This is a genomic window from Nitrosopumilus maritimus SCM1, from assembly GCF_000018465.1.
Taxonomy (GTDB): Archaea; Thermoproteota; Nitrososphaeria; order Nitrososphaerales; family Nitrosopumilaceae; genus Nitrosopumilus; species Nitrosopumilus maritimus.
The window spans coordinates 40,188-62,697 of the sequence record NC_010085.1 but is presented as its reverse complement, the minus strand read 5'-3'; the positions used below and the strand labels follow the sequence as shown (position 1 = coordinate 62,697).

The window sequence follows — 22,510 nt, the reverse complement described above, 5'->3', positions numbered from 1 at the left end:
ATTACTCTTTATGAATAAATTTTAATTTTTCAAAATTTCCGGTTTATTGTGGAGCATATTTTCCAGTTAATTTTGCTTTAGCAATAATATGATCTTGTATAGAATTTTCAAGATCTTTTTTAGTTGAACCTTTACCTAGATCAAGAGCAGTATCAAGTGCATATAGTTTGAAAATGTATGTATGTTCTTTATCAGGAGGTGCTGGTCCACCATAACCAATTTCTCCAAAGTCAGTTTCTCCTTCAATTGAGTTTTCAGGTATAGAATTTTCATCCATCTTTGTAACTTCTGTAGGAATATTCCATAAAACCCAGTGAACCCAAACTTTTCCAACAGCACCCATTGCATCAGGATCATCCATGACCAAAGCTAGAGATTTTGCAGAATCTGGAACATCATTAATAATTAGAGAAGGACTAACATTCCCATTTTTGTAACCAAATTTTTTTGGAATGGTTCCACCATTTTCAAAAGATGAGCTTTCTAATTCCATAATTATGATGAGATAAAGCCTAAAGTTAAATTTTTCTAAGATTCTAAAATTATCTTATCATTAGAAAAAGACAATACAGAACTACCTACAGATTTTATTTGTTTTTTTAATTCTTTATCCATTGTGCCTATAATAGAATTATTAGATTTTATAAATTCTAGTAATTCTTTGTCTGCAAAAGAACCAGATAGTGGAATTGTTTTAAAATTTTTGATAAAATTTAATGTTTTTTCAATATCATATTTTTTTTCAGGAATTTTAAGTAATTTTGATAATTCTGTTTTTACAACCTCAGGAACGACAAAAGAAATTGTACCTATCTCGACATCAAGATTATCAATATTTTTTATTCTTCTAGTAGCAAGATTTATCAAAAAACTGGTATCGCAGATTACTTCAACCAACTATTCCTGCACCAATTAGTCTCCATCGTTCATCAATTCTTCTACTTAGTGCTACATTTCCACCTTCAAAAATACAGGCAGGTCTTCGTAATTCAATTTCTGTATTTTTGGATTTTACTTTAGTTACTTTACCCAATAATGGAGCAGTTCCAATATTCACTCTAAGTAGTTCACCTGTTTGTATTGGTTGGACTTTAATATCCTCAGTAGTTCCTACTGCTGAATCAAATAATGTTACATCTAGTTTTAGTTTTGTAGAATTTTCTGGTAGTGTACCTGGTTTTCCAATAACTGAACCAATGAATGAGTCACTTCGAGTCATTGATGGATCTAGTTTAGTTCCAATTGCAACTAAGCCACCAGGTTTTACAGATTCAACAATTCCAGCAGCAGTTCCTAAAGAAGTAATCTCTGTTACAAGAGGTTCATAATTTTTTTTCTTTTCATTTAGTATTCCTGGTTTTATCTCAATTTCATCACCTACGTTGAATATACCTTGAGTCAAGCTACCACCAATAACACCTCCCTTGATGTTTTTTAATTTAGTTCCAGGTTTGTTTACATCAAAAGAACGTAAAACATGCATAACTGTATCTTGTTTTTCATCTCTGTCAGGGGTTTTGATATTAGATTCTATTGAACCAATTAATGCATCTACATTTAGGCCAGATTGGGCAGAAATTGGTATAATTGGTGCTTTTGCAGCATGACTTCCTTTAACAAATTTTGTAATATCTTGATAATTTGCTAGTGCTTCTTTGTAAGATAGTAAATCAACTTTATTTTGAACTACTACAATCTGTTGAATTCCAAGTGTTTGGAGTGCTAAAAGATGTTCTTTTGTCTGGGGTCTTGGAACCTTTTCGTTTGCTGCAACTAGTAATAATGCTCCATCCATTAATGCAGAACCAGATAGCATATTTGCCATTAAACTCTCGTGTCCTGGGCTATCTACAAAACTAACAACTCTAGATAGTTCACTTTCTCCACCACAATTGTTGCATTTTGGTGTTGTAGAATACCCTAATGGTTCTTCACAGTTTTTACATTTGTAAAATGCTGCATCAGAATAACCAACACGAATTGTAATTCCACGTTTTAGTTCTTGACTATGAACACTTGTCCATGAACCAGTTAATGCTTGAATCAGAGTAGTTTTTCCATGATCTACATGGCCAGCAGTTCCAATGTTAACACATGGTTGATACCCATACTTTTCAATGTACCAATCAGGAAGTGTCTCTCTCCAGTGCATGAGTCAAAAGGTAGAATCGTTATATGTTAAGTTATTCTTTTTTATCTTCAGATTTTTCTTCTGCAGATTCTGGTGCGTCTTCTGCAGGAGCTTCTTCAACAGGTAATTCACCATCAAATTTGCAATTAATTTGATAAATTTCTTCAGAAACAGTGTTTCCACGCATTAATTTTCTTACTCTTTGTCCTTTCTCTGCATCTTGTAAACCTACACCTTTAGAAAGCAAAACGTATTTTCTTGCAGCACCATGAATATCATTTCTCATTGGAACACCAGACTTGTCACTACCTCCAGTAAGTTTTAACTTTCCATTTAGACCTACAACAGAAGCATCAGTTTCTTGTCCTAATTCAAGTCCTAAGAGAGGATTAGCATCGCTATCTTTAAGCTCTTTAGACATTGATTTTCCTTTGGTATCGGAAATGGTAATCTTGAAGTTTGCCAAGTATTCGAAAAAAATCTAAAACGACTAATTAACCTTTGGACATTATTTTTAAATTAACAGAGATAGAGATGAACATGGCTGAAGATATACGATGTCCCAAGTGCGATAATAAGATGGTCGACATGCAGGCCTGTCATATGTTTTGTCCTAATTGTGGAGCGCATCTAGATTGTTCAGATAAAGGAAATTATTGGTAAATTATAATCCGGGTCTATCAGGAATGTATTCAGAAGACATGTTGATTGCTTGATCTTTCATGATTTCAAGATACGTGTCATAATCTGCTTCAAAATTACAATGAGGGCATTTTACATTTGTTACATCATCATCCAGTATTGCAACTTTTTCACATTCAGGACATCTTGCATCCATGTACTAATTTGAGAATTAAGATATTTAATTATAATTAATGAAGAGAGCACAAGCGGAGTTAGTTTAGTCTGGTATGATGTCAGCTTCCCAAGCTGAAGGCCGCGGGTTCAAATCCCGCACTCCGCATTATAATTCACGAATTGCTTGTTCTATAATTCCTCTATCAGGAGCTTTTGGAAAATATTTTAGATAATTTTTAAGATCGTCTTTTGCATCGTTATTCTTGTTTTGTTGTTCTCTAAGATAAGCACGATTTTTGTAAATTTTAGCAGAACGTTTGGGATTAATTTCAATTGCTTTTGTGTAACAATCTTCTGCTTTTTCAAAATCATTTGTTTTTAGATAAAAATTTCCAAGTCCATTATACGTCAAATATGATCTATTATTGAGCTCTAAGCATTTTTCATAAAGTTTTATACATTCAGAAGATTTTTGTTCATTCATCATAGTACCTAAAAGATGGAGTGCTGTTGAATTTTCTGGATTCAATTCTATTGCTTGGTTTAAAGAGTTGATTGCTTCTGAGTAATTTTTTAGAATATTTTGTCGTTCTGATTCAAAACATAATCGATTTGATTTATCAAAAGAATCATTTTCAAGTTTGATAGAAGATATAATATCTTCAGGTGCAAGTACAATCAATAACTTTCCTTCTTCACACCATTCTTTTTCAAAAACATCTTCAGGAATTGCACCTTCCTGCATTTCACCTTCTTGATTTCCTGTTTGGATATAATGCAAAATAGTTTTTTCATCATTATTGTAACCAGTAATAATTGAAGCATGTTGAGTAACTTCAGGTATTCCTGGAAGAATTACTATTGGAGGGATTCCAGAATCAATAATTTTTTTTAGTTCATTTAGAGAAGAATGCACAATTTTACATATCAATCCATGTCTTTCTGCAGATTCAATTCCTTCAATTAGTATACTTCCGTTAAATCCTGCATATTTTTTTGCAGTCTCTGTAGCTTCAGCCATGGGCAAATCAATATTCCAATATTTTGAGACCACATTAACAGGCAATGGAAGGCAGATGTTTTCTTCTTCAACTAGAGGTAAAAGTAATTCATGGTCTTCTTGTTCCATAAATTAATCAAATTTTCAGAGTAATTAAAATCATTCAGAGTAGACAGAACTGTTCAATCAGATTATTTCCATCTAGACTCATTTCAGGATGAAATTGAGTTCCAAAAATAGGCTTGTTTACATGTTTGATAATTTCATATTTACAATTAGAAGATTCTCCAATAGAAACTAGTTCTTTAGGCAACTTTGATATCTCAAAATTATGACTCTCAAAAACCAATAAAGAATCATTATTTGTTAGATCATTCTCAAATATCTTTACAGTTTCATTTCCTTTCTGAAAAGATGAGCTTTTTTTGATGGTTCCTCCTAAAGTAAGAGCTAAGATTTCTGCACCATAACATATACCGAGTAGTTTAGAATTATTTTGCATAGAATAATTTACAATTTTGGAATTTATTTCATTAATCTTTTTTTCGTTTTTTCTTCTTCCAGATAAAATAAAAGAATCATAATTAGATAATGAATTGATATCTATAGTAAATGGTGTCTTAGTTTCAAATGGAATATTTTTTCTAGTAAGAAAATCAGTTAGATTTTTTGTGTAAATAGAACCATTATCTACAATTAGAAGCAATTAGCTGCCTACCTCAATTGAAACATAATGAATCTCAGATATACCATCCTTGACATATATTGTTCCGATATTGAGATTATTTTCTTCTTGCCACATGAATACTCTATCACTTCGTGGTTTTACAAAGTCATCAATAAACTGGGACAAGAATTCTACAGTTTCTTCACGTTCATTTTCAGTAAAGAAGAACAATTCTCCTTCATTGAATGATAATGGAATTTGTATTGATGTAGGTTCAGATATAGTAATTTCATTTTCTTCGAATACTTTCTTGATGATTTCGATTCTATCATTTCTGTCTAGCTCAACATAATTCTCATCAGCTACTGTAATAGAACCTGCTACGCCTGAAACTTTCTTCAGATAAGCTTCAAATGCTTGTTCTTGAGTATCTCCCAATCCAACAAAGTATTCTCCATTAAATGCAGCACCTACAGCTGCAATTGTTCCTAATTGTGCAACTACACCACCAGCACCAGCAGTATAAACAGGAATAAAGTAAACATCATGAGCACCTACCCTGTAGAGAATATTATCACCAATTCTTGGATTTCTCAATAATGTCTTTAATTGAGCAAATTCAGGATCTCTATCGAGTGCTTCTCTAACTGCGGTTGGACCAATTAGTTTTGTTTCAGAATCTAATGGAACTTCATAGAACTGCAAGTCTCCTAGATTAGTAAGATCGTTTTCAACTACCATATATCCAGCAAGGTTTCTTCCTTCAGATCCACGTAATTCTAATGATAATAAGCCTAAGAATTCAGTTTGATCAAATCCTGGTGGTTTTGCCTCAACATAATAGGTATCAAGACCACGAGGAATCTCATAAAATTCATTTGCTTGGATGAATGTTTCAACATTTGTGACATGGTAAACATTGTACATCTCAGTCTTCCAGTTGAATAACTCAACAGGATATCTGATCTGTTCCTCTAACCAAGCAGGCATTGGTTGGAATTGTTCTTCATATTGACTTGCAAACATTTCTGTAAAGAAATCATCTCCTGTCTTTAGTAATTGAATGTCACCATCGTATGAATCAACAAGAGCATATCCAACTAAACGCAAATATGGATTTCCAACAGACCATGGAACATCTCGTGTATCAAATCCAATGATTAATGGAATTAACCAATAGGAGTTTTCACCATCAGTAACAGGAAGTGAATCTAGTTCTTTACCAAACAAGTCATAGAGGAAATAAGGATACAGTGTTTGCATTCTATCATGAACATCTTTGTATCTCATGATATGAACAGATTCTCCTGGAAATGAAAGCAAAAAGTTTGGCTCAAATATCCAACTCAATGGAGGTGAAACATCTAATCCTCCTAATCCAGAATATGAAACGCCACCAAGTTCTGCGCTTTCAGATCCCCTAGAATTAGGATAACCTGACCAGGTTTGTTCAAATAAACCGCCTTCACCATAGTAAATTTCTCTTTGTTTGAAAAACTGCTCACTATCAACAATTTGTCCGTCTGTTGCTTCTAAAGTAAGGAATCCTTCTGGAACATGTGTATATACAAAATGCTCATTGTACCATCTATTTTCAAGGCTAACAGAGGTTGGAAGAATTGGTTTCATGGAGGCTGTCCAATACAAAGTATTGTTAAATCTCAAAATATCATTATCTTCAAAGTCAACATAAGGGATCAAACCAATTTCAGGTTTTAATTTGGCAAAAGCTGCTTCCCAGTCCCAAACTCGAATTACATCTAAAACATCGCTGTTTTGAGAGACATAATTCTTGATATTGTTTGGAGAAACAGATGTGAGTTGGACATCATGTGTGTTTTCTTGTATATTATTTAGTTCACCAAGATATCTGTTCACACCAATTTGTTGGGCAGTATATGGTCCCAAAAATTCAATCTTTTTTGCATCGGCAATGCTATTATTTACAGAAACAACACCCGCAATAATTATTGCAATTGCAATTATTGTAAGAATTCTAATGTATACATCTCTCTTAAACATATGAGTTAGAACACGTGCTCTAATCCTATCAACTACTGAAAATGCAATTAATGCAGAACCAATAACAAGTGTACCACCGATGACATATCTTGTGTTATAATCGATTTGATCAGTGAAAAAGAGATTGAATCCTGCCCAGAGTATTCCAATACCAATTATTCCTTCAATGGTAGAAACATAATTTAGGTATCTGGGTTTGCCTTCATTAGAGTCTTGAAGAAATGAAGTGATTACATTAATTATTCTGTGCAAGCCAACATACAAAACTAAACGTAATCCAATTGCAGCAAGTATTGGAGGTATCAAAATTACTAATGCAGGTATCATTGGAACTACGTTTTCTGCAGCATAATTTGGATCAGTTTCGGGAGTTACAAATGGTAATGAAAATAATTTTGGTAGATTTTCTATTCCAAGATAATTGCCATCAATAAACGACATTGCAGCAAATCCAAACATGATATTTGCAAAGAATGCACCAAAGAGGAAAATTTTGGTAATTTGCCAGAGAATAAATTGGCCTGAACTTAATTTGTAGTCTCTAAAACTAGGTACAGCATTAGTTATTGGTTGTTGTCCACTTCGACCTAAAAATCCAATTGCAGTATTAATTGCATACCAGAAAATAGAAGATCGTCCAGCGATATTAACACGAACTAATGCAATGGCAGCTAAAATAATAGTAGATACAAGTGTGTAATAGAGAGGCTTGGTAAATTGATCGCCAAATTCTGTAAAATTCATCGATAAAATAACTGCCTGATTTCCCACAATTGCAAAAATAACAATACCAATGATTGCAATAATACCTAATCTGATGTATTTTCCAGCATCAGGAGGAGGAGTCTGCTTATCAGTAGAGGCGCTATACAAAATCAAGTTGAGTTAAGATTTGGTAAATTAATGTCTTACCAGCAAAATTAGGCTATTGTTGCTAGTTTTTTGCATACCATATAGACTGCAGCAAATGTAGGAACACTTACTTTTTCGTTATGATATGGCCCAAATTTTTTATTTTTTAATTTAAACTCAATTGGACAATTTGCTAAGACTTCAACACTATCATCACTAAGAAAAGATGAATCGACATAAGCATCAAATTTTACCAAGTCTTTACAATGAATTTTTGTAAGACCGCTTTTACTATTGATAGAGCCTGGTAAACGAAAGATTCTATGAATATCCATTGTAACATTTGGATCAATTTTTGTACCAATATTTTCAGAAACATCATCCAAAGTTTTTTGGAATGATGAATAACCATTTGAAAGTAATTCTGAGACGATCTTTGATCTTTTTGATTTTGACCCATAAACATATTTTGAAAATCGTCCTTTCCATCCAGCTTCATCAAAATCTGGAAAAGAATTTCTATTTGGCTTAAATTTTTTCATTCCAAATTTTTCAGGGATTGCACCATTAAACATAATGTAATCTACAAGCTCTGATCTTTCTCTAGAACCATTTTGTTGAAATTGTGAATTATAAACATAGATATGAAATCCTTCATTCCCAGAAAAATATACTTGAATATCATCTTTGTTTACTGAAAGATCATTTGTTAGAATTTCTGATAATTTTTTAACTTCAATTTTTGAAGAGTCTATACAATTCTTACATGGCAAAGATTTTTTTTCTAATTTTGTAGAGTTACATTTTGAACATTTTTCAGAATTATTTGAAATTTCATGACATTCATTGCATATTGATAAAGTATGATTTCCTCTACACGATAGATTAAGATCCTTTGCATCAATATCAAAAATAAGATCAGCTTCCTTCCAATCTTTCTCATTCATAGGTAAATTTGGAAATGAATAGTATGCATTTGAACAATAGACATCAGATGGAACGTTTTGCATTAGTAGTAAATGCAGTTCTTTGTCATCTTTGACTGAAATATGACGTGTCATTCCTGAGTTGAATTTTTGATAACCAAATTCTCTTTCAGATGTACGTTCTGGTACTCTAATCAATTCGAATTGTTCAAAATAATATTTTTTGAACGCACTTTCTAGAAATTTTATATCAGTTTCATTCATTATTTTCTCTTTTTTCCAAATTGAAGTGGAGTGATTATGCCATCACATTCAGATGTTGCAAAACAAAGACTTTGTGTTTTTAATTTTTCACATGAAGGACAAGAATATTGGGTGCCACTGCCAGAAGTTCCAGCTAAATGATTGAGTTGGTAAAGAGTTACGCGCTCATTATAATCAGGAGCATTCTTGAATAATGGTGCAATTTGTTGAACAGATTGTCCTTTTGAAAGAAGAAAAGTTGCTAACATAAATCTACCAGAGTGTGGAAGATTTTCACCTTTTTCAAGTATGTCAATTGCATGTTTGATGCATGGAGGATATTCTCCAGTTGTTACTGTAAAAGTTGAGAATTTTTTTGATAACATTACAAGTTTGTTTACAGAATCTTCAAAGCCAGGAATCATTGTTGGTGTTTTTGCATTTACTATTTTTGAATTGATGTATGTACCAAGTTCTTTTCTAATCAATCTCACAGTTTCATGAGGAGTAAGAAAGACTTGTCCATTTTCAACATGTCTATTAATTAATTTCCATTCCCTTTCATGAAAATTAATAGAATGTTTTAGATAATCAGATACGGGAATTACAAAATAATCATCCAGTTTTTCTATTTGAACTGAAAATAAATCATCAATTACCCTAATTGCTAATTGTTTTTTTGATTCATCTGAAATATCTGCTAGGTCCTTTTCTAGATATTTTTCAGCTCGTCTTGCCTCAGCTAGCGCAAATCTCTTGATTAGAGTATGCATACCACTTAGTTTTAACAAAACTATAGCGAGTAAAAATGAGAAAACTTCTCTAGGTAGTGCTGCTTCTTTTGAGACCTGATCCCCAATAAGATCAGATTTGTAGATCTTGCCATCTGCTGCAACTTGAATTCTCTCATATGCCTTAGTTATCAGTTCCTTAAGATCAGGATCTGTTCCAAATTGTTCTAAGGTGAATCCCTTATCTTTCAGATACTGACCAGCATCAGCTAAGAATGGGTATTTTGCAATTTCATCTTGTCCAAGTGCCAGCATACTAGTAAATTACCTAGTTTACTTAAAAATCTGGTTTCAGTATATTTGATGCTGGTTTAAATTATGTTTTAATAAAATTTGGAATATGCAGATCGGCTGTCATGTGTCAATTTCAGGATCTATTGACAAATCAGTGGACAATGCAGTAGAAAGAGAATGTTCAGCGTTTCAAATCTTTACTAGAAATCCAAGAGGATGGCATGCAAAGACATTAACAAAAGATGACATTACCAATTTTAAATCAAAATTAAAAGAAAGTAAAATTGATAGATTTGCAACATGTGCACATATGCCATACTTACCAAATTTAGCTACTCCAAAAGAAGATGGGTTTGAAAAATCAGTAAAAACTTTGGTAGATGAAGTTGAGAGATGTGCACAATTAGGAATTCCATATCTTGTAACACACCTTGGAAGTCATTTAGGAACTGGAGAAGAGGCAGGAATTAAGAAATTAGTTAAAGGATTAACTGAAGCAGGTAAAACAAAAAATGATGTAATGATTTTATTAGAAAATACAGCAGGACAAAAAAATTCTGTTGGTTCAGATTTTAAACAATTAGGAGAAATATTCAAACAACTAAAACCTGCAAAAAAATTTGGTGTTTGTTTAGATACATGTCATGCATTTGTTTTTGGATATGATTTAAGAACCGAAGCAAAAGTCAAAGAAACTTTTTCAGAATTTGATAAATATGTAGGAATAGATAATTTGAAAATTCTTCATCTAAATGACGCTAAAGGAGATCTTGGTTGTAATCTTGATAGGCACTACCATTTAGGAATGGGAGGAATTGGCGAGAAAGGAATTTCTGCCATTGTAAAGTTTGCAAACAAGAAAAAAATACCCATAATTTTAGAGACTCCTATTGATGACGATAGAGATGATTTTGAGAACATTAGAAAAGCAAAAGAATTTGCGTAGAAATTTATTCAATGGTTTTAGTGAGTAAATATGGACTATGAAGCAGTAATGAAATTAGCACTTGAGAGAGGATTTTACTTTCCAAGTTGTGAAGTTTATGCTGATGCACAAGCTGGATTTTGGGAATATGGTCCAACGGGAGTAGGATTAAAAAATAAATTTCTAGAATTGTGGAGAAGAGAACTAATCAGAAGAGATGGAATGCTTGAGATCGATGGTTCACAGATAATGTCAAAATCAGTATTTGAAGCTTCAGGACATTTGGGAAATTTTGCTGATCCGATAATAAAATGTACAAAATGTAATTCAACATTTAGAGCAGATAGAACAATTGCAGAGTTAACTCAAATTGAAATTCCTGAAAGCGCAGATTTGGAAGAGTTTGATAATGCAATTAGTCAAAATAATATAAAATGTCCAAAGTGTAAGGGGGATTTTGATAAAACAAAGAATTTCAATATGATGTTTAGAGTGGGAATTGGTCCTGAAGAAGAGGAAGCATACCTTAGACCAGAAACTTGTCAATCAATCTTTGTAGATTTTCCTAGATTATACAAAACTATGAGAGGAAAGCTTCCTTTAGGAATTGCACAGGTAGGAAAGAGTTTTAGAAATGAAATTGCTCCCAGACAAAGTCTATTGCGTCTAAGAGAATTTTATCAAGCAGAGATTGAAGTTTTTTGTAATCCATCAAAACTGGATGAAGTTGAAAAGTTTACAGAAGTTCAAGACACAGTAATCAGAGTTCAAACAGATTCTGAACCAGTTGAAATGACTTGTAAAGAAGCAATAGAGTCTGGAACTGTTCCAAACAAGTTTGTAGCATATTATCTAGGAATATTAACTGAATTTTATGAAAAAACAGGTATAGATATTTCAAAAAGTAGATTTAGGAAATTGGGAGAAAAGGAAAAGGCATTCTATGCAGAAGTTGCATTTGATTTTGAGGTAGAAACCACAATTGGTTGGTTAGAACTAGTTGCATGCAACTATAGATCAGACTATGACTTGTCAAGTCATGCAAACAAGAGTAAGGAAAAGTTTGAGATTATGGATGGAGATGATAAGGTATTACCACACGTATTTGAGATTTCAATGGGAATTGATAGGAGTTTATACACAATTTTGGAACACTCACTCAAGGATGACAAAGAACATGAAAGAATAGTTTTATCACTAAAACCATACTTAGCACCAACTCATGTTGGAATTTTATCACTAGTAAAAAAAGATGGATTAAAAGAGAAAACAGATGAGATTTATCTTTCCATTAAACGAAAGTTTGATGCTTTCTTAGATCATTCAGGTGCAATTGGCAGAAGATATAGAAGGTTAGACGAGATTGGAGCTCCTTTTGCAGTTACGGTTGATCATCAGACGTTAGAAGACGATACTGTTACAATTAGAAAAAGAGACTCTATGGAACAATCTAGGGTAAAGATTTCTGATATGGATTCTATTCTTTTAGAATCTGTTAGTTTTCCATAGTCCGAATAACTGAGATTCGTTTAGAGATCTATTTCATTCTGATACTCAAATTTTGATTAATGGTTTTTAGGGAAATGGTAGAATTTGAGAGTTAAAAAAATAGACTGCCAAGCCTAAAAAATAATTAAAAATTAATAACTACTGAAAATTTCTGGGGAAATATGTTGGTAGAAAAGCCAAATAATCAGATCTCAATCATAATTCCTACATATAATGAATCTCAAAATATTCTCAACATTTTAAAATCAATTAAAGAAAATTTACCCAAAAATATTTCGGCTCAAGCAATTGTTGTTGATGATAATTCTCCTGATGGAACAGGGAAAATTGTTGATGATTATCTAAAAAATTTGAAGAAAATTACAAATTATACAATTGAAGTCATTCATAGAAAAACAAAAGATGGTTTAGGTTCTGCAATTCTTAAAGGAATTCAGCAAGCAACAGGCGATACAATTGTTGTCATGGATTCTGATTTTTCTCATCCACCACAAATTATTCCAAAATTAGTTGAATCAATAAAAAAATACCAATACGACATTGCAGTTGCATCACGTTACATTAAAGGTGGTAAAATTGAAAATTGGTCTGCAAAAAGAAAACTAATTAGTAAATTTGCAACACTTATTGCAAAAAAAGGATTGGGAATTAATACAAAAGATCCAATGTCTGGGTTTTTTGCATTCAAAAAAAATATTCTTAATGGACTAAATATTGACGCAATTGGTTACAAAATCCTTTTGGAAATTCTTGTTAAAACAAAAAATGTTTCAATTACAGAAATTCCATACACATTTCAAGATAGAGAATTAGGTTCTAGTAAACTAAGTATGAAAACAGTCTTTGACTATTACAAATCGGTTTGGAAGCTTTACAGATATGGAAAGCCAGAAGAAGAGAAAGAGAAGAGAAAGTCTGTGAAATTTCTTTACAAAGCAGCAAGATTCTATACAGTTGGAGCTTCTGGATTTGTAGTAAACTATTTGATTTCATTATTATTTGCAGGTGGAATTTCAGATATGTGGTACTTGCATGCAAATGTTATTGGAATTATTGCATCAATTTCAACTAATTTTATTCTAAACAAAGCATGGACATTTGGAGATAGAGATTTCAGAATTAAAAAGACAATGTCACAATATGGCAAGTTTGCATTGTTTAGTTCGCTAGGTGCATTAGTACAATTAGGAATGGTGTATTTCCTAGTGGATAGTGCTGAGATTTCATATCCATTAGCATTAATTTTAGCAGTGGCTACAGCAGCTTTTGGAAACTTTGTATTAAACAAGAAATTTACCTTCAAAGAAAAATTGCTAAACTAGTTTTTTAGAAATTAAAATAAAAAGAAACGACTGACGTCTTTTCCCAACTACTCGAAGGTAGAAGTAGAGGTTCCTGACGAAAGTCCAGTTGAGGAAGGTACAGATGGGAACTTATCACCAATCTGTTGTTCAGCTACTGCAGATGCTTCTTGTAGGATCTTCTCTGTTTCTTCACTAGAAACGTCTGACTCCATGTTAAATGAGTCTCCTGCAAGTGAATCCATCATAAGTCCATTGAGTGTCTGGGTCATGGTATTCAATTCTGAGTCTGCTTCTGGCATGAATCTTCCTAGCGATGACTTCAATCCCTTCATTGTAGACATTGCTGGTCCGATTGCCACCATAGCGTCACCAAGATCATGAATAGTTGTGAGTCTTAGTTGGACTTGTTCTAATGACATTCTTGCGTTGCCGAGCATCTTTGTAACCTTACGAATTTCAGCTAATTCGTTAGACAAAACTCTACTTGTGCTAGTATCATGTTGCTGCATTGCAGTCACGACTCTCTGAAAGAGTTGCGCATCTCTTTCGTGCAGTTTTCCTAACATAGAGTCCATCTTTGAAATTTGGACTTGTAGTTTGTTTACTGCAGTTTGGATTCGTGGTTTTAATGCACCTTGAGGCTTTACTGCTTCTCGGAGTTTGCCAGTTACGCTTTGGGTCTCTTGTCGAGCCCAAGTCTTGTCGAAGTTTGGCATGATTTGGATTTAGAAATTTAGTCTTAATGTCGGGTGTAAATTTAGATCAGTTTTTGGGTAAAATTAGCTAACAAACTATTATTCTGAGATTCTTTTGATAATGTTGTGGCTAAAATTGCAGTTTTTGATTCAGGACTAGGCTCATTATCTATAATTAAAGAAATGCAAAAAGCATTCAAGTCTGAAATCATCTACTTTGCAGACCAGCAAAGTTACCCTTATGGCAAAAAATCTCAGGCTCAATTGGAAAGAATTATGCGTAAATCTATCAATTTGTTAGAAAAATTCTCTCCTGATTTCATAGTTGTTGCATCAAATACGCCTAGCCTTATGTTAGATTTAGGCACAAATAGAATCTTTGTTGTAAAGCCACCTCTAAAAGAAGCAAAAAAAATCACAAAGTCAAAACAAATCGGGATACTTGCAACAGAATCGGCAACAAAAAGTAAAGGATTATCAAAATACATTCAAGAAAACATCCCAAAGTCTTTTAAAATTTTTAAAATTAATGGAACAAAACTTGTAGATTTAGTTGAATCAGGAAAATTTCTTACAGAAAAAAAATATTGTGAAAAGATCATTAAAAAAAAATTAGAAATATTGAATGAAAATCAAATCGATGCTGTTACATTATCGAGTACACATTTACCATTTTTAAAAAAATATTTAGAAAAAGAATTTCCAAACATACAATTTGTTGATCCAGGAAATATTGTAGCTCAAAAAATTTATTTCAAAATAAAAAACAAACAATCTAAAAAAAATTCTTTAAAAATTTTCACTTCTGGAAACACAAAAGAATTTCAATTAAAATTATCAAAAATAGGAATTAAAAACAAGGTTAATTTTTTGTCTTTTTAGCTTTTCTGTAACCATGACTGAATTTTTTATCATATAGTTTAGAATATTCATATGTTTCAGGATCAATTACATCACTAATTATTACAATAGCAGTTCTTGTAATTTTTTCTTCTTTGAGTTTCTTTGCAATGTCACCAAGTGTTCCTTTGATAATTTTTTGATCTTTCCAACTTGCTCTATATACTACAGCAACAGGTGTTTTCTTTTTGTATCCACCTGCAATTGCTTCTTTAACTAAATCAGAAATCAAATGAACACTGAGGTAAAAGATCAAAGTGGATTTGTGTTTTGCAAGTTCAGAAATTTTTTCTCTTTTTGGAACTTTGGTTCTAGATTCTGCTCTAGTTACAATAATTGTTTGAGTAACTCCTGGAAGAGTTAGTTGGGTTCCCAAAGCAGCTGCTGAGGCTAAAAATGCAGTAACTCCAGGCACGACTGTAGATTTTATTCCTTTTTTTGTAAGGTTATCAATCTGTTCTTTGATTGCACCATAGATTGATGGATCACCATCATGCAATCTAACAACAAGTTTGTCTTTTTTTGCATTTTTGTATAACACATCAAAAATTTCTTCTCTAACCATTCCAGCTGCATCATACAATTTTCCTTTTTTACATAATTTCAAAATGGGTTCTGGAATTAAAGAACCGGAATAAACAACAACATCTGCTTTTTGAATTAGTTTTTTTGCTTTAACTGTAATTAGTTCAGGATCACCTGGTCCACAACCAACAAAGAATACATCAGACACGTTTTACCACCAAGATTGAAAAGTATTTTGTAGTTAATGTATCATCATTTACTTCACCCAAAGTCATCTTTCTAATAATTTCATTTTCTGTTCCCAAGTCTTGTCCAATTGCAAAAATAGAGTTATCAGGGAATCCTGATTCTTTTAGAACATCAATTACTTGATCAAAATATCTACCATCTTTTAGAAATATCATAGATTCTGAATTTTTTGCAATCTCTTTAACACTACTCAAATCATAGCAAGAAGGAATTATTGCAACTTTTTCAGCTCCTTCAGCTATACTTACACCAACTTTTGATGCAAATGTAAACATTGAAACAATTCCAGGAATAACACTAATGTTCATTTCAGGATATTTTTCAGTAAGATCTTTGTGCATGTATATCCAAGTACTATACAAAAATGGATCACCTACTGTTAGATAAACAACATTTTTTCCTGATTGTACAGTTTCAGCCATAATCTTTGCATTTCTTTTCCAAGTCTCTTCAAGGACATCTTTGTCTTTAGTCATAGGAAAAATTAGCTTTACAATCTCTTGATTCTTTGATTTATCAATGAGGGAATCAACTACAGATAATGCAATACTAGGCCTGTCTTCTTTTGAGGCAGGACACATGATAATGTCAGCATCTTGGATTGCTTTTACAGCCTTGACTGTAAGAAGTTCAGGATCTCCAGGACCAACACCAATTCCTATCAATCCAGGCATGAAATGACTAAATTTTCTCCCAATTAAAAGCTAGATTAGGCTTTGGTTGCTGAAATTATGGTCACAGGGTTGCGTGCTAGCATCATGGTTCCAGTAGTGGTTTTTCTGCTTTTAGAGATGGTTACTTGAGTAATGTCTACATCTTTGAATTGTAATGTATCCATCACTTGCAATACAGAGTATAATGTTTCAATGAGAATAATTCCAATAACAATACGTCCACCTATCTTTAGTTTCTTTTCAGATAACTCTACAATTTCTTTGGTATCACCACCAGTGCCACCAACAAATATTGCATCAGCTTCTTCAAGTTCTAAAATTTTTTCTTTAGCGTTCCCAAGTATTACTGAAACATTTGAAAGTTCAAATTTTTCCAAATTTTTTTTTGTCAAGTCTACTGCATTTTGATCATAATCAATTGCAATGATTTTTCCAGAAGATTCAATTTGTAGTGCAGCTTCTACAGAAATAGAACCACTACCACAGCCAATATCATAGACAGTTTGTCCAGATTTTAGTCGAGCTTTACTAATTTGAACAGTTCTGACTTCTTCTTTGGTAATGGGAACTTTTTCAGTTCTCTCAAACTCTTCATCAGGAATTCCAGGAGTTTTGTAATCCCACATTAGATTATCACCTTTTGTAGTATACTAGATGTTAATTCCAGTAGAAATATTTCCAGAATGAACTAGAGTATAGGTTACAATCCAAGTAAACAAGTACAAGAAAACATAGCTACCAATTGCTTGTGTAACAATTTTCTTTCTGTCTGATGATGGTAATTGCATCTTCATTCCTTTAGCTACAATAATTGTTGCAAAGAATACTATAATCATAAATCCAATGGATGCCCATCGTCTATCCTCGCCTTCAATATCTTCAAAGATGAAAGTAGCTGCAGTACCTGCAATAACTGCAAGAGCAACACGCATCCAAAATAATTTGTTTAATTTTCTATCCTTGTCACTTTTTTCAGCCTCACTCATCTGAGGTTCTTTTGATGGTTCAGGAGCTGGTTCAGATTTTTCTATTTCAGGAATATCAACTGGCTCTTCTTGAGGAGTTTCCTTCTTAGAGTCCTCAGGCTCAGGTGTAGGTTTTGATTTCTTCTTTTTGAATTTGGCCAATTAAATTTCTAGCGTGTCTCAAGCAAACCATGTTTAATATCTTTGGTCAAAATTTGAGCACGTCATAGCAAGGGTATAATTTCAGATAAAAAATATGATAGGCATGGCATTATCAGGAATTGAATTACGATATTTAGTTGATAAAATTTCAAAACAAGTCGAAGATTACTATGTCAGCAATATCTATGGAATAACAAAAGACAGTATTCTCTTCAAATTACATCATACTGAAAAAAGTGATCTATTCATGATGATCTCTACCTCAGGAGTTTGGTTAACAGAAGTAAAAATTGATCAAGTTGAACCAAATAAGTTGCTCAAAAGACTAAGAAGTGATCTCCTTCGATTAAAATTAAAAAAGATCGAACAAATTGGTGCTGAAAGGATTGCATATTTTAGATTTGAAGGATTTGGAAAAGAGTTTGTTTTAGTAGGTGAATTTTTTGGAGATGGAAATATTTTACTTTGCAACAATGAGATGAAAATTCTTGCATTGCAGCATTCAATAGATGTAAGACATAGAAAACTAAGTGTGGGGTTAGAATATGCTCAACCCCCACAAAGTGGATTAGATATTTTCAATTTAGCAGAAAAGGATTTTGAAGATATCAAAACAACAGAATTGGTTGCGGCAAAATGGTTTGGACGTACTCTAGGTTTGCCAAAAAAATATGTAGAAGGTATTTTTGAAATTGCAAATGTTGATCCAAAAAAGATTGGTAATCTTCTAACTGAGGAAGAGATAGAAAAGATCTTTGAGACAACAAAGAAAACCGTATCAGACATTGTTTCAGAGAATCATGATCCTATCATAGTAAGAAATGAAAAAACAGAAGTTCTTCCAATTCAACTTGGAAAAATTGAAGGAGAGATTACCAAAGTAAACAGCTTCATAGAAGGACTTGACACTGTTTTTACACAAAATATTGTAGATAAAGGAAAATCAATTCAGACTAGTGGCTCAGACAAGAAGATAAAAGAATTAGAAACTCAGATTTCTGAGCAGGAAAAAGCCATTCAAACAGTAAAAGAGAGGTCAAAAAATATCACAAATGTAGCAAATTCACTCTATGATATGATTTCAAAAGGGATTTTATCAATTGAAGATAGTTCTGCACAAGAAATCATGACAGCAAACAATGCAAAATTGATTTCAGAAAAAGGGATTCCACTAATTGTTATTCAAGATGAGAAAATAAAGGTAGACACAAAGGCGTCTTTGCAATCAATTGCATCTGCATTATTTAATGAGGCAAAAAAACAATCAGGTGCAATAAGTTCTATTGAAGAAATAAAATCTAAGACTTTAAAAAAATTAGAGAAACTACAAAACAAAACAGAATCTGAGAAAGACACGATTCTAGTTTCTGAAATTAGAAAAAAGAACTGGTATGAAAGATATAGATGGTTCTACACATCTGATGGATTCTTAGTGATTGGTGGAAGAGATGCTGCATCAAACTCTGCAGTGGTAAGAAAACATTTGGACAAGAATGATAAAATTTTCCATGGGGATATTTTTGGTTCTCCATTTTTTATTATCAAAGATGCACAAAATGTTCCTGATACAAGTATGAATGAAGTTTCACATGCAACAGTTTGTTTTAGTCGTGCATGGAGAGAAGGAATGTACGGTGTTAGTGCATATTGGGTAAATCCCGATCAAGTAAAAAAATCAGCTCCAAGTGGAGAATTTCTTCCAAAAGGATCATTTACAATTGAAGGGCAAAGAAATTTCATTAAAAGTGGAAATCTCAAACTAGCAGTGGGGATAATTCCACAAGAAGATGGCTATGCATTAACATGTGGCCCACCTGAAACAATCAAGAAAAATTCAATCTGTTATGCAATAATTGAACCACAAGGAATCGAAATGGTTGATGCTGCAAAGAAAATTAGGCTGGAATTCTCAAAAATTCATGAAGAAATTACTAAAAAAATCAGTATTGATGAATTTGTTCGCGTAATGCCTGCTGGAAAAAGCCAGGTAAAAGATGTTAACAGAGGGGAAGCAGATATTCAAAATTTCATTGATACTGAAGAGGATGACTAGCATCAGTATCAAGGGATAGTTTCATTCCGTTATTTATTGAAGAAAATTCTTCATCAGGCAAAACTACGAGTGGAATGTTTGCTAGTGCACATCCAGTAGCTACAGTCAGATCTGCTTTTTGACAGATCATTGCAAGTGGTGCTGTTCCATTTGATTTGATAGAATAAATTGTGTATGCACCTACACTACTTCCAACACCAGAAGGAAAAACTAGAATCGTATCTTTGATTGATTTGTCATATAGATCATGATTTTTGTCACTAATAATTCCAGTTTTTTTGTCAACTGTTCCTAGAAAATTAATTGCATCTTTTGATTTTAGTACAATACCTTCAACTTTTCCTGAAACTAGAACCTTCATCGTGTCTCATCTTCTATAATTTGCGATAATGATTTTAGATTTACACCAACACCATTAGAGTTTTTTAGATAAAATGCACCCTTGATGCTATTAGTTGTAACAGCATCAACATTTTCTTTGTTAATTAACGGAGTAAGACATGTACAACAGTCAGAAAGAATTTCACATCCTGCACGTTCTAATTCATTTGTATAGCCAATTTTGTTTGCTTGTTCTTTTACAGTTCTTGGAGTAAATATCATACATCTCTTCTCAAATGTTCGTCCCTTTAGTTTTCCAGCTAGTTCTGAAATTTCTTCTAACCCTAGTTGAGGACTACCAAGTGTAATGATATCCCCTTTCTCAGATGTGTTTAGCTCATCATAAACATTTTGCATTGCTTTCTCATCAAAATCTATTTTCTCAGCATCAGACTCACCTTCTCCAAAGATAAATTTGGCACAGGTTCCAGACGTTCCCATTCCACCACACATTGCCTTGCATTGACGGTTATCCATCTCACCTAAACCAGAAATATTTACAGAAATATCTCCAACTTTTCCTGCAAAGAAGCCTAACATTCCATATGTCAGTTCATTTGGATCGTTTACTTTCATTCTAATTGTTACATTTGGTGAATCTTCTTTTCGTAGTGAAGAGTAAGGACTCTTGCCAGTTAATGCACTAGCTAGTGCACTAAATGCACTTTCTTTGTTTGTTTTCAAATTATCATAAGAATTTGCATGAATTGCAGCATTGCTTTCTGCAAATGCAACTTGAGTTCCATCTTTTGGAATCTCAAAAATTTCGTAAGGAATACATGAAAAAGATGGAATAACACCCATTATTTCATATGAATTTCTAATAGAGAGTTGTTTTGATATAAAATTCTCATCTAATCCATAGTTTGATACATTATCAATGTCAAATCCCATGGGATTAAGAGTGGTCTTTACTTTGACTCGTGCATCTTTGCTAATACTCGAAAGAAATTCTTCGCCTGCATCGCCTATTGTGTTATAATTTACTCCAGATAGATGAGTCCATTCAATTGGAACTAGTTTTTCTGCATCTGTTGCCTCACCGGTTGCAACAAGAATTCTGTATGCCATTTGCATAATTTCACCCTGTTCACCTTTTAGTGCAGATTCTTCTTCTCTAGTTAATTCCAATGAGATTGATTTGGATTTACAGTTATAATACTTGTACGTAGTTTTTCATATGAAAATGGAAAAAATTCTAAGTAAAATGATGGATACAATGAACTCGGTAAAGACACCACGAATAACTGCATTACGAGATCTTCACGACGCTGAGACTGGTCCATTTAGTATTTTGATTGGAACCATACTTTCTGCCAGAACAAAAGATGAGAGTACAACAAAAGTAGTCAAGGTCCTATTCTCAAAATACAAAAATCCAAAACAACTTGCAAATGCCAAACTAAAAGATGTTGAAAAAATTATCAAATCAATTGGATTCTATCATGTCAAATCCAAACGAATTATTGAAGTTGCAAAGATTATTGATTCAAAATACAAGGGTAAAGTGCCTGAAGATTTGGATACTTTAGTACAATTGCCAGGAGTAGGACGAAAGACTGCAAACTGTGTGCTAGTTTATGCATTTGAGAAACCTGCAATTCCAGTTGACATTCATGTTCATAGAATTTCAAACAGATTAGGTTTGGTTGAAACGAAAAACCCTGAAGAAACAGAACAAGAATTAATGAAAAAAGTTGACAAGAAATTTTGGATTGACATTAATGACACATTTGTTATGTATGGTCAGAACATTTGCAAACCAATATCACCAATGTGTGATGTATGTAAAATAAAGCGAAGTTGCAAATTTTACAAATCTAAGAACGCTTCTTAGTTAGAAACAACACTCCAACTATAACACCAATTCCTGCTGCAACATAAAATGGAAACATTGCAAATGCATTCTTTGATGGATCACCTGAAAGAAATTCCAAAATCAAACTACCGGAATTTGCTGCGGGAGGATCAGTAGAGCCCTCCATTCCATGAACAGAGTAAGAACCTATTGCAAATTCACCAATATCCAAATTGGTGACGACAATTCTTGCACCGTTATTGACAGTTAGTCCTGCTCTATCTGTAAAGGAGATGATCGACTTTGCTTCTGGATACCAACCTCTTTCCAAATCGCTATGAACTACAATGTATCCTTCTTTTGGAGTCTGGACTGCTACCCAGAATTTGTTATCAGGAATTGAACCCATTCCAACCTCAATGAATTCGTCTTCAGAGTTTGCATCATAGAGTCTAAAGACGGCATTTCCATCAGGATTTGCATAAAGGAGATTGTTATCAATTGTTACCTGCCAGCTGACTGCATGAATCTCATCTAGAGGGACAACAGGAGCATCTCGTAAAACTCGATTAAATTCTTGAGCAGGAATCTCGATTTCATCAATAATTAATGAAGGGTTTACTTCCTGAGCAAACGCAGGAGTAATAAAAATTCCAGAAAGTAAAATTGCTGCAAATAGATATCTCATGGAGCTAGTGCAAGTTTG

24 protein-coding genes and 1 tRNA gene are annotated in these 22,510 nt (G+C 32.9%); 7 read left to right on the top strand and 18 right to left on the bottom strand.

Annotated features, from left to right (window positions below; translation table 11 throughout):
- Positions 1 to 43 precede the first annotated feature (43 nt).
- The 5 genes from NMAR_RS00385 to NMAR_RS00365 all read right to left on the bottom strand — a co-directional run bounded on the left by NMAR_RS00385 (position 44) and on the right by NMAR_RS00365 (position 2,969).
- A complete protein-coding gene (locus NMAR_RS00385; RefSeq protein WP_012214461.1) occupies positions 44 to 493 on the bottom strand; it encodes a YbhB/YbcL family Raf kinase inhibitor-like protein in 450 nt (149 codons plus the stop codon).
- A 35-nt stretch (positions 494 to 528) separates the two neighbouring features.
- On the bottom strand, positions 529 to 897 hold the full coding sequence (locus tag NMAR_RS00380) for a PIN domain-containing protein (protein WP_012214460.1): 369 nt from the start codon (positions 895 to 897) through the stop codon (positions 529 to 531).
- Positions 890 to 2,152, bottom strand: a complete 1,263-nt coding sequence (locus tag NMAR_RS00375; protein ID WP_012214459.1) for a translation initiation factor IF-2 subunit gamma — start codon at positions 2,150 to 2,152, stop codon at positions 890 to 892. The genes NMAR_RS00380 and NMAR_RS00375 overlap by 8 nt, the downstream gene beginning before the upstream one ends.
- A 31-nt stretch (positions 2,153 to 2,183) precedes the next feature.
- The gene (locus NMAR_RS00370; protein ID WP_012214458.1) at positions 2,184 to 2,597 is read right to left on the bottom strand and encodes a S6e family ribosomal protein; all 414 of its coding nucleotides are present in this window, start codon (positions 2,595 to 2,597) and stop codon (positions 2,184 to 2,186) included.
- Between the two features lie 198 nt (positions 2,598 to 2,795).
- Positions 2,796 to 2,969, bottom strand: a complete 174-nt coding sequence (locus NMAR_RS00365) for a hypothetical protein (protein WP_012214457.1) — start codon at positions 2,967 to 2,969, stop codon at positions 2,796 to 2,798.
- 52 nt (positions 2,970 to 3,021) lie between these two features.
- On the opposite strand from NMAR_RS00365, the gene NMAR_RS00360 reads away from it, so the two are divergent.
- Positions 3,022 to 3,095 (top strand) — tRNA-Gly (locus NMAR_RS00360).
- Here NMAR_RS00360 and NMAR_RS00355 read toward each other — a convergent pair.
- The 5 genes from NMAR_RS00355 to NMAR_RS00335 are packed head-to-tail and all read right to left on the bottom strand — an operon-like array spanning position 3,096 to position 9,685.
- A complete protein-coding gene (locus tag NMAR_RS00355; RefSeq protein ID WP_012214456.1) occupies positions 3,096 to 4,058 on the bottom strand; it encodes a tetratricopeptide repeat protein in 963 nt (320 codons plus the stop codon).
- A gap of 34 nt (positions 4,059 to 4,092) precedes the next feature.
- Positions 4,093 to 4,635 carry a type 1 glutamine amidotransferase gene (locus NMAR_RS00350; RefSeq protein ID WP_012214455.1) on the bottom strand — a complete coding sequence of 181 codons (543 nt, stop codon included), beginning with the start codon at positions 4,633 to 4,635 and terminating at the stop codon, positions 4,093 to 4,095.
- Positions 4,636 to 7,491 (bottom strand): UPF0182 family protein, encoded by a 2,856-nt coding sequence (locus tag NMAR_RS00345; RefSeq protein WP_148679997.1) that lies wholly within the window; start codon positions 7,489 to 7,491, stop codon positions 4,636 to 4,638. It abuts the gene before it with no gap.
- A 47-nt stretch (positions 7,492 to 7,538) separates the two neighbouring features.
- Positions 7,539 to 8,660 carry a DNA primase small subunit domain-containing protein gene (locus NMAR_RS00340; RefSeq protein WP_012214453.1) on the bottom strand — a complete coding sequence of 374 codons (1,122 nt, stop codon included), beginning with the start codon at positions 8,658 to 8,660 and terminating at the stop codon, positions 7,539 to 7,541.
- Positions 8,660 to 9,685 carry a DNA primase gene (locus NMAR_RS00335; protein ID WP_012214452.1) on the bottom strand — a complete coding sequence of 342 codons (1,026 nt, stop codon included), beginning with the start codon at positions 9,683 to 9,685 and terminating at the stop codon, positions 8,660 to 8,662. The genes NMAR_RS00340 and NMAR_RS00335 overlap by 1 nt, the downstream gene beginning before the upstream one ends.
- Before the next feature lie 85 nt (positions 9,686 to 9,770).
- Between NMAR_RS00335 and NMAR_RS00330 the strand changes: the two genes are divergently transcribed.
- The 3 genes from NMAR_RS00330 to NMAR_RS00320 all read left to right on the top strand — a co-directional run bounded on the left by NMAR_RS00330 (position 9,771) and on the right by NMAR_RS00320 (position 13,420).
- Positions 9,771 to 10,610: a deoxyribonuclease IV gene (locus NMAR_RS00330; protein WP_012214451.1), complete on the top strand. Its 840-nt coding sequence runs from the start codon at positions 9,771 to 9,773 to the stop codon at positions 10,608 to 10,610.
- Positions 10,611 to 10,640: 30 nt separating this feature from the next.
- The gene (gene glyS / locus NMAR_RS00325) at positions 10,641 to 12,098 is read left to right on the top strand and encodes a glycine--tRNA ligase (protein WP_012214450.1); all 1,458 of its coding nucleotides are present in this window, start codon (positions 10,641 to 10,643) and stop codon (positions 12,096 to 12,098) included.
- Between the two features lie 161 nt (positions 12,099 to 12,259).
- Positions 12,260 to 13,420: a glycosyltransferase gene (locus NMAR_RS00320; protein ID WP_012214449.1), complete on the top strand. Its 1,161-nt coding sequence runs from the start codon at positions 12,260 to 12,262 to the stop codon at positions 13,418 to 13,420.
- Positions 13,421 to 13,467: 47 nt separating this feature from the next.
- Here NMAR_RS00320 and NMAR_RS00315 read toward each other — a convergent pair whose 3' ends face one another.
- Positions 13,468 to 14,118: a Snf7 family protein gene (locus NMAR_RS00315; RefSeq protein ID WP_012214448.1), complete on the bottom strand. Its 651-nt coding sequence runs from the start codon at positions 14,116 to 14,118 to the stop codon at positions 13,468 to 13,470.
- Between the two features lie 105 nt (positions 14,119 to 14,223).
- Between NMAR_RS00315 and NMAR_RS00310 the strand changes: the two genes are divergently transcribed.
- A complete protein-coding gene (locus tag NMAR_RS00310; protein ID WP_012214447.1) occupies positions 14,224 to 14,979 on the top strand; it encodes a glutamate racemase in 756 nt (251 codons plus the stop codon).
- Here NMAR_RS00310 and cobM read toward each other — a convergent pair.
- The 4 genes from cobM to NMAR_RS00290 are packed head-to-tail and all read right to left on the bottom strand — an operon-like array spanning position 14,960 to position 17,572.
- On the bottom strand, positions 14,960 to 15,730 hold the full coding sequence (cobM, locus tag NMAR_RS00305; RefSeq protein ID WP_012214446.1) for a precorrin-4 C(11)-methyltransferase: 771 nt from the start codon (positions 15,728 to 15,730) through the stop codon (positions 14,960 to 14,962). The genes NMAR_RS00310 and cobM overlap by 20 nt on opposite strands.
- The gene (cobI, locus tag NMAR_RS00300) at positions 15,723 to 16,445 is read right to left on the bottom strand and encodes a precorrin-2 C(20)-methyltransferase (RefSeq protein ID WP_012214445.1); all 723 of its coding nucleotides are present in this window, start codon (positions 16,443 to 16,445) and stop codon (positions 15,723 to 15,725) included. The genes cobM and cobI overlap by 8 nt, the downstream gene beginning before the upstream one ends.
- A gap of 35 nt (positions 16,446 to 16,480) precedes the next feature.
- A complete protein-coding gene (cbiT, locus tag NMAR_RS00295; protein ID WP_012214444.1) occupies positions 16,481 to 17,071 on the bottom strand; it encodes a precorrin-6Y C5,15-methyltransferase (decarboxylating) subunit CbiT in 591 nt (196 codons plus the stop codon).
- Between the two features lie 24 nt (positions 17,072 to 17,095).
- The gene (locus tag NMAR_RS00290) at positions 17,096 to 17,572 is read right to left on the bottom strand and encodes a hypothetical protein (RefSeq protein ID WP_012214443.1); all 477 of its coding nucleotides are present in this window, start codon (positions 17,570 to 17,572) and stop codon (positions 17,096 to 17,098) included.
- Positions 17,573 to 17,675: 103 nt separating this feature from the next.
- Between NMAR_RS00290 and rqcH the strand changes: the two genes are divergently transcribed.
- Complete coding sequence (gene rqcH / locus NMAR_RS00285) at positions 17,676 to 19,625, top strand: ribosome rescue protein RqcH (protein ID WP_187146542.1); 1,950 nt, start codon at positions 17,676 to 17,678, stop codon at positions 19,623 to 19,625.
- Here the strand turns inward: rqcH and NMAR_RS00280 are convergent.
- Together NMAR_RS00280 and NMAR_RS00275 are read right to left on the bottom strand one after the other, a co-directional pair.
- Positions 19,600 to 19,986 carry an aconitase X swivel domain-containing protein gene (locus NMAR_RS00280; RefSeq protein WP_012214441.1) on the bottom strand — a complete coding sequence of 129 codons (387 nt, stop codon included), beginning with the start codon at positions 19,984 to 19,986 and terminating at the stop codon, positions 19,600 to 19,602. The genes rqcH and NMAR_RS00280 overlap by 26 nt on opposite strands.
- Positions 19,983 to 21,137, bottom strand: coding sequence for an aconitase X (locus NMAR_RS00275; protein ID WP_012214440.1), 1,155 nt, complete (start codon positions 21,135 to 21,137; stop codon positions 19,983 to 19,985). Before NMAR_RS00275 ends, NMAR_RS00280 begins: the two co-directional genes overlap by 4 nt.
- Positions 21,138 to 21,192: 55 nt before the next feature.
- On the opposite strand from NMAR_RS00275, the gene NMAR_RS00270 reads away from it, so the two are divergent.
- Positions 21,193 to 21,843, top strand: a complete 651-nt coding sequence (locus NMAR_RS00270) for an endonuclease III domain-containing protein (RefSeq protein WP_148679996.1) — start codon at positions 21,193 to 21,195, stop codon at positions 21,841 to 21,843.
- Here NMAR_RS00270 and NMAR_RS00265 read toward each other — a convergent pair.
- Positions 21,827 to 22,492 carry a hypothetical protein gene (locus NMAR_RS00265; protein ID WP_012214438.1) on the bottom strand — a complete coding sequence of 222 codons (666 nt, stop codon included), beginning with the start codon at positions 22,490 to 22,492 and terminating at the stop codon, positions 21,827 to 21,829. The two genes, NMAR_RS00270 and NMAR_RS00265, sit on opposite strands and share 17 nt — an antisense overlap.
- Between the last annotated feature and the right edge of the window lie 18 nt (positions 22,493 to 22,510).